A 10,411-nucleotide genomic window follows, 5' to 3' on the forward strand; every position below is an offset into this window, starting at 1 on the left:
TTGCCGGACTGGCTACGGCGGCCGATTGGCAATGCCTCGGAGTTGGAGCAGGTGCAGGGGCTGGTGAAGCAGAACCGCCTGCACACCATCTGCGAGGAGGGGCGCTGTCCCAACCGCGGTGAGTGCTACGCCTCCGGAACGGCAACGTTTCTCTTGGGTGGATCGATCTGCACCCGTAGTTGTGCCTTCTGCCAGGTGGACAAGGGCCAGGCTCCGATGCCGGTGGATGCCGCTGAAGCGGAGCGGGTGGCCGATGCGGTGGAAGCGATGCAGCTCCGTTATGTGGTGCTCACCGCGGTGGCCCGCGACGATCTCGCTGATCACGGCGCCAGCCTGTTCGCCCGCACCATGGCAGCGATCCGGGCCCGTAATCCGCTGATCGCCCTTGAAGTACTTACCCCCGATTTCTGGGGGAGCGTGGTGGATCACGATCAGGCGGTGACGGCCCAACGGGAGCGGCTAGCCACGGTGCTGGCGGCCCAGCCAGTGTGCTTCAACCATAACCTGGAAACGGTGCAGCGTTTGCAGGGGGAGGTGCGCCGCGGTGCCACTTATGTGCGGTCACTCAGTTTACTGGCAGCCGCCCGTGAGCTGGCGCCGGAGATCCCCACCAAAAGTGGCCTGATGCTTGGCTTGGGGGAGAGCCGCGACGAGGTGATCGCCACCCTCCACGACCTCCGCGTCGTGGATTGCCAAAGGATCACCCTGGGACAGTATCTACGCCCCTCGCTGGAGCACATTCCGGTGGCTCGCTATTGGACGCCACAGGAGTTCGATGAGCTGGCGGAAGTGGCCCGTGAGTTGGGCTTTGCCCAGGTGCGCAGTGGTCCGCTGGTGCGCAGCAGCTATCACGCCGCCGACTGACGCCAGCCCCGCAGACTGCGCTCCAAAACGGTGGCCACATCACCACTCATCAGGGCCCCGGCGCCGCCCCAGACCATGCGCAGGGGCAGATCACAGAGCGCCGCTTCCACATCGCGAGATTTGCTGAAGCCGCGTTGGTGGAAGTAGCGCACCAGCCGGCGGTGCTGATACTCGTCGTCGCGGATGGCCAGCAACCGAGCTCGTGAGCAGGGGGTGGCCTCCTGGGCCCAGGCCATGGTGGCCGCCCAGATCAGATCACCCGCGCCGGTAGGAGCCTTCGGCATCACTCGCATCGTGTCGAGCTGCAGACCCGTGGCTGCGGAATAGGCCCATCCCTTCATTTCCCCCAACAGCAACAGCCTGCGGCTGGCGGTTTGCCGAGCCACCACCAGCCGCAGGCTCCACAGCCCCAGGGGGCGGCCCACCTGCAACATCAGCAGCAGGTCCCGTTCGCGGGCCTCGGCTTCCAATTGCTCAAGCATCGATCGGGATCTGGCTGTGCTTATGCTGCCGCTTACATGGTGCTTACCGAGCGCACCGCCTTCAGGGGCAGCGGCCCATAGAGATGGGGAAACAGTTCGCCGGTGGGAATGGCATCGGCCCGCAGGGGGGCGTTCACGGCGGTGGGATCAATCTCCAGCAGAAGCACTTCGCCAGCGTCGGCATAGAACCGCTCAAAGGTTGCCTTCACCTGCTCCTGCAAGGAGCAGTGGATGAAGCCCACCTGCTCCAAGCTAATTCCCCGGGTGGAGATGCGGTAGCTGCCGCTGGCCTGGGCGGACTGCCAGTCGGCCTTGAGGGCCAGGTGAAACAGGGGCTGATCCAAGGGCACCGCCACGGCATCGGCGGGGAAGTAGTGGTGTTGTCCCCCGGCACTCCAGGGGTCGGCCCGCTGCATCAGCCGCTCGAAGCGGGGATCCTCGAGGAAACGCTGGAGCCAGTGGCGTAGGGCCTCCAGGGTGTTATCGTTTTCGAATCCCTCGGGATCGGCGATGCGCCACTGCCGCACGAACGGCCAGAGGACGGCATCCGCCAGCGAGCAACGCTCGCCCAGCAGCCATCCCTGATCAGCGATCCTTTGGTTCCAGCTGCGCAGGATCGCCAGACCGGCGGCGCGTTGCTCGTCTTTGTTGGTGCCGGGGTAGCGGTCGGTGTACTTGAACCGGTCCAGATGATGTTTGAAAGCGCCGTCGTTCTGCTCGATCAGCGCTGAGGAATCGCCGGCGTTGCGCAGCTCGCGTGGGTCCGCCTGATCAAGGGCCCAGTCCATCACCGCCAGGCTTTCCTCGATCACGGCGCCGTCTGGCAGCACTAACACGGGCACCGTGCCCTTGGGGGAGACCGCCAACATTTCAGCAGGTTTGGCCTTCAATGCGACCTCCCGCCACTGAGCCAACAGTCCTGCCTCCAGCAGGGCCCAGCGGGCGCGCATGGCGTAGGGGCAGCGTCGAAAGCTGTAGAGGATCGGCAGCACGGCATCGGGGTGGTCCCTGGCAGGGATTGTCCGATGCAGCCTGAACTCCTCAGGCCTGCTGCTGGTCGATGTTGTGTTGGTCGATCTGGCGTTGCCGCATAGCGAAGCGTTCCCGGTCGGCATCGGTAAAGCGGTCCAGGCAGTGCACGCACTGCACCCCCTTGATATAGCTCGGCAGTTCGCGTTGCTGGGCTGAAACCGGCAGGCCGCAGGCGTGGCAAAGGCTGTGCTCACCGGGTTCCAGCCGGTGGTTCAACGCCACCCGTTGATCAAAAACAAAGCACTCTCCTTGCCAGCGGCTCTCGGCTTCCGGCACCTGCTCGAGGTACTTGAGGATGCCGCCGCGCAGGTGGTGCACCTCCCCGAATCCCTGTTGCTGCAGGTAGCTGCTGGCTTTCTCGCAGCGGATCCCGCCAGTGCAGAACATGGCGATGCGTTTGCTGCCCTTCTGTTCGATCAGGGGCCGCAGCGTGGACTCTGCCCATTGCGGAAAGTCGCGGAAGCTCTCGGTGCTGGGATCGATGGCCCCCTCGAACGTGCCGATTGCTGTTTCGTAGCTGTTGCGGCTGTCGATCACCAGGGTGTCGGGATCATCCACCAGGGCATTCCAGTTTTCGGGTTTCACATAGGTGCCCACGCTGGCCCGGGGGTTCACGCTGGTCACGCCGATGGTCACGATCTCCTTTTTGCGGCGGGCCTTGAAGCGGCGGAACACCGGCTTGTTGGCCCAGCTGCGCTTCACCTCGAGCCGCGCGTAGTGGTCGTCACCCAGATCCAACGAGGCACGCAGGTGATCCAGCACGGCATCAACGCCGTGCTCTGGTCCGCTGATCGTGCCGTTCACCCCTTCATGGGCCACCAACACAGATCCGAGCACGCTGCCTTCGCGAGCCAGGGTCGGCACGCGGGTCAGCAACGCCTTCCGACGTTCGTCATCTAGAGGCGTGAAGGCATAAAACGCCGCCACCAGGAGTCGGCTGTCCTTCGCCAGCACAGGCTCCAGGTTGCTCGGGTCCACGCTGTCACCGGTTCAACAGTCCTCTAGCCTGCATCAGGCCGTGTCGTGCCACTGCGGCGTTGGTCGTCAGGCTTTCCTGCTGATGCGCACCGAAGCCGGCTTCAGGGGACAAGCTAGGGCATGGAAGGGCTTATGTCCCCCTTCAAAGATCAGGCTTCCCATCGGTTGAGCGTTAGCGCTGTCGATCTTCATGGCTGAGCCACAGACCAGCACGGTGTAGCTCAACAGACACGCCACCCACAATGAGTCTTTTGTGCAGTGTTTCCGGTTGGTGACAGTCGTGATGGTCGATGGTCCGTTCAGGGATCTTCGGCCAGTGCTCTGATCCCCCATTCGGTTGATATAGAACGATCCAGCAATCCCTCAGTTGAGGGAGGTATTTTAAAACCTGTGCTGATCATCGGGGCGAGCAACTGGCCGGAGCTGCCGCGTCCTCCTGCCAGTTGGCTGTCACCCCCGCATCGGCGAGCAGTTGGCGGTCAGCCTCCACATCCGGGTTGCCCGTTGTGAGCAGAACATCACCGTAGAAGATCGAATCGGCCCCCGCCTGAAGGCAGAGGATCTGCGCTTCCCGGCTCATCGATTCCCGGCCGGCGCTCAACCGCACCCGGGCGAGGGGCATCAGAATCCTGGCGGTCGCCACCATCCGCACCAGCTCCAGCGGTTCAAAGGGAGTCTGCTCTTCCAAAGGGGTGCCTTCCACCGCCACCAGCCCGTTCACCGGAACGCTTTCGGGATGGGGGTTCATGCTGGCCAGTACCTGCAGCATGGAGGCGCGGTCCCGCAGGGTTTCGCCCATGCCGATGATGCCACCGCAGCAGAGGGTGACGCCGACATTGCGCACCCGCTGCAGGGTTTCCAGCCGTTCCTGATAGGTGCGTGTGGAGATGATCCGGTCGTAGTGCTCGGGGCTGGTGTCGAGGTTGTGGTTGTAGGCCGTGAGGCCGGCTTCAGCTAACCGTTCCGCCTGCTGGTTGGTGAGCATTCCCGCGGTCACGCAGGCTTCCATCCCTATGCCGCGCACCCCCCGCACCATCTCGAGCATCGCCTCAAAGGGAGCGCCATCGCGGATCTCGCGCCAGGCCCATCCCATGCAGAAGCGGTCAGCACCGGCCTCCTTGGCGGCCCGGGCCCGCTGAAGCACCGGTTCCACCTGCATCTGGGCCTCGAAGGCGGTGACGTCACTGCTGTTGTGGATCGACTGAGAGCAGTAGGCACAGTCTTCTTCGCAGCCCCCCGTTTTCACGCTCAGCAGCGAGGCCAGCTGTACCCGGTAGCCCGGGTTGGCTTCCCGATGCACGGTTTGGGCCTGCCAGAGCAGCTCCATTAAGGGAAGTTCCAGCAGGGTCTGGATCTCCTCGATGGTCCAGTCATGGCGGATGCTGAGGGTCATGGGCGGATCGGATCAAGACCGCCGAAGCGGCGGTGGCGACGTTGGAAATCGAGCAGGGCGGCTTTCAGTGCATCGGCATTGAAGTCAGGCCAGAGCACATCGGTGACGTAAATTTCGGCGTAGGCCAGTTGCCAGAGCAGGAAATTGCTGATGCGGTGTTCCCCGCTGGTGCGGATCAATAGATCGGGATCCTGTTCGCCAGCCGTGAACAGTTCGGCGGCGATGCTGTTCTCGTCGATGCTGTCGGGGTCCAGCTCCCCGGCAGCAGCGCGTTGGGCCAGACGCTGAGCTGCTTGCATCAGCTCCCGTCGTCCGCCGTAATTGGTGCACACGTTGAAGTGAATGCCGTTGTTGCCCGCCGTCCGGGCCGTGGCATCGTCAATCAGCTCCTGCAGTTTCTGAGGCAGGGCCTTCAGATCGCCGAGAAAGCGAATCCGCACCTGTTCGGCCTCCAGGGCCTGCAGTTCGGCCTGCAACACCCGTTGGAACAGGGTCATCAAGAAATTCACTTCCTCCCCTGGGCGTGACCAGTTCTCCGTGGAGAAGGCGTAGGCCGTGAGGGCTTGGATCCCCCAGTCGCTGCACAGTCGCAGGGTGGATTTCAACGCTTCAACCCCGGCACGATGCCCCATCACGCGGGGTAAACCGCGGGATTTCGCCCAGCGACCGTTGCCATCCATGATCAGGGCCACGTGCTGCGGGAGGCGACCCGGGTCGAGGTCCGCAGGCAGAAGCGAACGATCGGCCGTGTCGGTGCTGGTGGCCGGAGGGCGGCTCAAGACAGCGATTCGGACGGAGCGCTACCCACCGTACGTCGTGCTGGCGGCATCGATTCGGCGGTGCTGAACAGCTCCCTGAGCAGTTCCTGGAGGCGTGAACTGGTGATCGGTCGTTCCAGCTTGCCCTGGTTCGCCAGAGACAGTGTTCCGGTTTCTTCCGACACCACAATGCAGATGCAGCGATCGAAGCGTTCGGTGATCCCGAGGGCCGCCAGATGGCGGGTGCCGAAACGACTCACGCTGTGCCTGGACAGGGGAAGAATCACCCCCGCCGACTCGATTCGATTGCCCCGCACCAGCACGGCACCGTCGTGGAGGGGGGTGTCGGCGGCGAACAGGTTGAGCATCAGCTCGCGACTCAGCACAGCACCAATGGGGATGCCGGGATTGAGAAAGTCTTCGGGCCTCAGGTCGCTTCCCAGGTCCACCACGATCAAGGCTCCACGCCGCAACTGCGACAGCCGGCCCGCCGCCTCGGTGATCTGGCTGACGGTCCCCGCCGAAGCGCTGAACCCTTTCTGGGGATTGCCCAGCAACACGGCCAGACGGCCGGTACCCAGTAGCTCCATCAGGCGACGCAGCTCCCCTTGCCAAAGGATGGCCAGGGACAGCGAACAGGCCATGACGAGCACGTCTACCAGTTTTGTGGTGAGGGGCAGGTTGGCGAAGCGCTGGACAAACCAGGCCATCGCCACCAGAAACAACCATCCCCGGAGCAGCCAGAGGGTGCGCTGCTCGTTGACGCGGGAAAAAAGCAGAAAGCCGATGGAAGAGGCAAAAAGAACGTCGAGCACTAGGCGCGGATCCACCACCGCCAACACGTTCACTCCGCCTTTCTCACTGCTGCAATCAACGTAACGCGTTGAATCGTTCTGGTAAAACGTCGTAGCGCAGCAGGTCATCCGGCTGTTCCCGCTTCTGCATCAGTTCCGCTGACCCGTCGTGCACCAGAACGGCAGCGGGCCTCGGGATCCGGTTGTAGTTCGAACTCATCGAGGCGTTGTAAGCACCGGTGGCAAAAACGGCAACGATGTCACCGCTCTCGGTGGTGGGCAGGGGCAGGTCCTTCAGCAGCACATCGCCGGATTCGCAGTGCTTTCCCACCAGGTTCACGCTTTCGTCTGGCTTTGCTAGGGGGCGATCGGCCAGGCAGCAGGTGTAGAGCGACTGGTAGGTGATTGGGCGAGGGTTGTCGCTCATGCCACCGTCGATCGCCACGTAGGTGTGCACGTTGGGGATCGTTTTGCGTGAGCCCACCGAATACAGGGTCACGCCGGCGGTCGCCACCAGGGAACGACCCGGTTCGCACATCAACCGCGGCAGCTCGAGGCCCCGCTCCTGGCATGCGCTGGTGACGGCTTCGGCCACCACCTGGATCCACTGCTCAATGCTCGGGGGGTCGTCCGACTCCACGTAGCGGATGCCCAGACCACCACCCACGTTGAGGTCGGTCACTGGATGGCCCAGGTCACGGGTCAACTTTAGCTTGTCGGCCATCACCGCCGCCAGATCCCGGTGGGGCTCGAGTTCAAAAATTTGGGATCCGATGTGGGCGTGCAGCCCGGTGAGTTGGGCCCAGGGTTGTCCCACCAGGCTGCGCAGCACGGGTTCCACTTGGTCGGGATCGAAGCCGAACTTGCTGTCCAGGTGACCGGTGCGGATATATTCGTGCGTGTGGCATTCGATGCCAGGAGTGAAACGTAGCATCAGCTGAGCCGGCTCGGCTCCAGCGGGCAGCAGTTCGGCGAGGCGGTCGAGATCGTGCTGGTTGTCCACAACGATCGTCACCTTGTTGGCGTAGGCGAGCAGCAGCTCCTCGTCGGATTTGTTGTTGCCGTGCAGCACCATCCGCTCCCCGGGCATCCCCCCGCGCAGCGCCGTCAGCAATTCACCGGCTGACACCGCATCCAGACCCAGCCCCTCAGAGGACGCCAGGCTGCTCATCACCAGGGAGCTGTTGGCCTTGGAGGCATAGATCGGCAGGGATGGCCCGGCGTAATGCTTCTCCAAGGCCTGGCGGTAGGCCCGGCAAGTGGCCCGAACGGTGGCCTCGTCCAGCACATACAGCGGTGTGCCGTAACGCTCGGCCAGATCGCTGAGACGACACCCCCCGACAACAAGACGGTCGCTGCCGTCGAGTTCTGTGGTGATCGGGGTCAGGTTGCGATTGGGGCTCTCCGCATCCCGGTTGGCCTCGAAGAGCCGTTGACTGGTGATGGTTTGGGTCACGAAGTGGCGGCGTCGAAGGGCAATCTAGGAATCGGCCCTGCAGGGGGCGGACCGACCGCGCAGATCCTGCGTCTTGACCCGTCCTGGCAGCAAGCCTGTCTGACACTGGATCAACGGGCGCTCAACGGCCTCTGGACCGCAGAGCAATGGCGGCGGGAGCTGGACGACCCCCGGCGCCTCTGCATCGGTCTTGTGCAGCCCGATGCCCTGTTGGGGGTGGCCTGCGGCTGGATGGTGGCCGATGAGCTGCACATCACTGCGGTGGCTGTGGATCCCGACAGGCGTCGCAGCAGCCATGGAAGTCTGCTTTTGCAAGCACTGTTGCAACGGGCACGACAGCACGGTGCAGTGCACGCCACCCTCGAGGTGGCCAGCGACAACGTTGCCGCTCTGGCGCTTTACACCAAAGCCGGTTTCCGCACCGCAGGCACCCGTTCCGAGTACTACTCCGACGGTTGCGACGCCCTCATTCAGTGGTGTCGCATCCCGTCATCGCCGTCGCCCACGTCGGCGGCGTGAAGTTGTTCGGTTTTCCGTCTCTGGGAGACAAAAAGAGCGGTGAATCTTGTGGGATTTATTGTTATTTTTTGTGCGCTTCAGGTCAGTCTCAGACTGGAAAGTGACCGAACAAGCCGAACACTCGCGGCGATCCCTCAACCCTGATAGCTTAGTGACATCACTGCATTGGCCCAGCGATGTTTGAACGCTTCACCGAGAAGGCCATCAAGGTGATCATGCTGGCCCAGGAAGAGGCCCGCAGACTTGGTCACAACTTCGTTGGTACTGAACAAATCCTCCTCGGCCTGATTGGCGAGGGAACAGGTGTTGCCGCTAAGGTTCTGAAGTCCATGGGGGTCAATCTCAAGGATGCCCGGGTTGAAGTTGAGAAAATCATCGGACGTGGATCCGGCTTCGTTGCCGTCGAGATCCCCTTCACTCCCCGCGCCAAGCGGGTGTTGGAACTATCTCTGGAAGAGGCTCGCCAGCTTGGTCACAACTACATCGGTACAGAGCATCTGTTGCTTGGACTGATCCGTGAGGGCGAAGGTGTTGCCGCTCGCGTTCTGGAGAACCTCGGTGTCGACCTGGCCAAGGTGCGGACCCAGGTAATTCGTATGCTGGGTGAAACTGCTGAAGTCTCTGCCGGCGGTGGCGGCAGTGGAAAGGGATCCACCAAAACCCCCACCCTTGACGAGTTCGGCAACAACCTCACCCAGCTCGCTACAGAAGCGAAGCTTGACCCCGTGGTGGGTCGTCACAACGAGATCGACCGTGTCATCCAGATCCTGGGTCGCCGCACCAAGAATAACCCTGTTTTGATCGGCGAGCCCGGTGTCGGTAAGACCGCCATCGCTGAGGGCCTGGCCCAGCGCATTCAGCAGGGCGACATCCCCGACATCCTTGAAGACAAACGTGTTCTCACCCTTGATATCGGTCTGTTAGTGGCCGGCACCAAGTACCGAGGTGAGTTCGAAGAGCGCCTCAAGAAGATCATGGAGGAGATCAAGGTAGCCGGGAACGTGATTCTCGTGATCGATGAGGTGCACACCTTGATCGGTGCCGGAGCTGCTGAGGGTGCAATCGATGCCGCCAACATTCTCAAGCCGGCCCTCGCCCGCGGCGAGCTCCAGTGCATCGGTGCCACCACCCTGGACGAGTACCGCAAACACATCGAACGGGATGCCGCCCTGGAGCGTCGTTTCCAGCCGGTGAATGTGGGTGAGCCGTCCATCGACGAGACTATCGAAATTCTGCGCGGCCTTCGTGAGCGTTACGAGCAGCATCACCGCCTCAAGATTACTGATGACGCCCTTGTGGCGGCCGCAACCCTCGGTGATCGCTACATCTCGGATCGCTTCCTGCCCGACAAGGCCATCGACCTGATCGATGAAGCCGGTTCCCGGGTACGTCTGCTTAATTCGAAGTTGCCCCCCGCAGCCAAGGAAGTTGACAAGGAACTGCGTTCCGTCCAGAAAGACAAGGAGGATGCCGTTCGCGATCAGGACTTCACCAAGGCTGGTGAACTGCGCGAGAAGGAAGTGGAACTGCGTGAGCAGATCCGTTCTCTGCTCCAGGCCAACAAAGACGAGGCCAAAGCCGACGGAACCTCTGAATCCGGTGAAACGGCTACCACCGAGGCGGCTGCTTCAGACAGCTCACCGATGGTGAACGAGGAGGATATCGCCCAGATCGTTGCTTCCTGGACTGGTGTTCCGGTGCAGAAGCTCACCGAGAGCGAGTCGGTCAAGCTGCTCAACATGGAGGAAACTCTCCACAAGCGTCTGATCGGTCAGGACGAAGCCGTCAAGGCGGTGTCCAAGGCCATCCGCCGTGCCCGGGTCGGCTTGAAGAACCCCAACCGTCCGATCGCCAGCTTCATCTTCTCCGGCCCCACCGGTGTCGGTAAGACCGAGCTCACGAAAGCTCTGGCCACCTATTTCTTCGGCAGCGAGGAGGCGATGATCCGCCTCGACATGTCGGAATTCATGGAGCGCCACACGGTCAGCAAGCTGATCGGTTCACCTCCGGGTTACGTGGGCTTCAACGAAGGCGGTCAGCTCACTGAGGCGGTGCGTCGCCGGCCTTACACCGTGGTGCTCTTTGACGAAATCGAAAAAGCCCACCCCGATGTGTTCAACCTGCTGCTGCAACTC

The 10,411-nt window shown here is 62.5% G+C and carries 11 protein-coding genes; 3 read left to right on the forward strand and 8 right to left on the reverse strand.

Annotated elements, in window-relative coordinates:
• Nucleotides 1-864: lipoyl synthase (lipA, locus tag ACGVJ8_RS08420; protein ID WP_392347193.1), on the forward strand; the 864-nt coding region annotated here is incomplete at its 5' end.
• On the opposite strand, the gene ACGVJ8_RS08425 is transcribed toward lipA, so the two are convergent.
• The 8 genes from ACGVJ8_RS08425 to lysA form a co-directional block, all read right to left on the reverse strand.
• Nucleotides 849-1,346 (reverse strand): hypothetical protein, encoded by a 498-nt coding sequence (locus ACGVJ8_RS08425; RefSeq protein ID WP_392347195.1) that lies wholly within the window; start codon nt 1,344-1,346, stop codon nt 849-851. The two genes, lipA and ACGVJ8_RS08425, sit on opposite strands and share 16 nt — an antisense overlap.
• Nucleotides 1,347-1,378: 32 nt before the next feature.
• Nucleotides 1,379-2,338 carry a DUF952 domain-containing protein gene (locus tag ACGVJ8_RS08430; RefSeq protein ID WP_392347197.1) on the reverse strand — a complete coding sequence of 320 codons (960 nt, stop codon included), beginning with the start codon at nt 2,336-2,338 and terminating at the stop codon, nt 1,379-1,381.
• Nucleotides 2,339-2,387: 49 nt separating this feature from the next.
• Entirely contained in the window at nt 2,388-3,356 is a 969-nt protein-coding gene (locus tag ACGVJ8_RS08435) for a rhodanese-related sulfurtransferase (RefSeq protein ID WP_392347199.1), read from the reverse strand.
• Between the two features lie 66 nt (nt 3,357-3,422).
• Nucleotides 3,423-3,593, reverse strand: a complete 171-nt coding sequence (locus ACGVJ8_RS08440; RefSeq protein ID WP_392347201.1) for a hypothetical protein — start codon at nt 3,591-3,593, stop codon at nt 3,423-3,425.
• Nucleotides 3,594-3,753: 160 nt separating this feature from the next.
• On the reverse strand, nt 3,754-4,749 hold the full coding sequence (gene bioB, locus ACGVJ8_RS08445; protein WP_392347203.1) for a biotin synthase BioB: 996 nt from the start codon (nt 4,747-4,749) through the stop codon (nt 3,754-3,756).
• Entirely contained in the window at nt 4,746-5,528 is a 783-nt protein-coding gene (locus ACGVJ8_RS08450) for an isoprenyl transferase (protein WP_392347205.1), read from the reverse strand. The genes bioB and ACGVJ8_RS08450 overlap by 4 nt, the downstream gene beginning before the upstream one ends.
• Nucleotides 5,525-6,355 carry a diadenylate cyclase CdaA gene (cdaA, locus tag ACGVJ8_RS08455; RefSeq protein ID WP_392347207.1) on the reverse strand — a complete coding sequence of 277 codons (831 nt, stop codon included), beginning with the start codon at nt 6,353-6,355 and terminating at the stop codon, nt 5,525-5,527. The genes ACGVJ8_RS08450 and cdaA overlap by 4 nt, the downstream gene beginning before the upstream one ends.
• Nucleotides 6,356-6,377: 22 nt before the next feature.
• Nucleotides 6,378-7,757 carry a diaminopimelate decarboxylase gene (lysA, locus tag ACGVJ8_RS08460; protein WP_392347209.1) on the reverse strand — a complete coding sequence of 460 codons (1,380 nt, stop codon included), beginning with the start codon at nt 7,755-7,757 and terminating at the stop codon, nt 6,378-6,380.
• A gap of 3 nt (nt 7,758-7,760) precedes the next feature.
• Between lysA and ACGVJ8_RS08465 the strand changes: the two genes are divergently transcribed.
• Nucleotides 7,761-8,276 (forward strand): GNAT family N-acetyltransferase, encoded by a 516-nt coding sequence (locus ACGVJ8_RS08465; RefSeq protein ID WP_392347211.1) that lies wholly within the window; start codon nt 7,761-7,763, stop codon nt 8,274-8,276.
• Between the two features lie 176 nt (nt 8,277-8,452).
• Nucleotides 8,453-10,411 (forward strand): ATP-dependent Clp protease ATP-binding subunit (locus tag ACGVJ8_RS08470; protein WP_392347213.1); only part of this gene is annotated, 1,959 nt, incomplete at its 3' end.

This window comes from Parasynechococcus sp. (assembly GCF_042954245.1).
Classification (GTDB): Bacteria; Cyanobacteriota; Cyanobacteriia; order PCC-6307; family Cyanobiaceae; genus Parasynechococcus.

Bases quoted from the DNA above. Each gene is read 5' to 3' on its own strand.
- ACGVJ8_RS08425 (WP_392347195.1), bottom strand. From the start codon at position 1,346: ATGCTTGAGCAATTGGAAGCCGAGGCCCGCGAACGGGACCTGCTGCTG.
- bioB (WP_392347203.1), bottom strand. From the start codon at position 4,749: ATGACCCTCAGCATCCGCCATGACTGGACCATCGAGGAGATCCAGACC.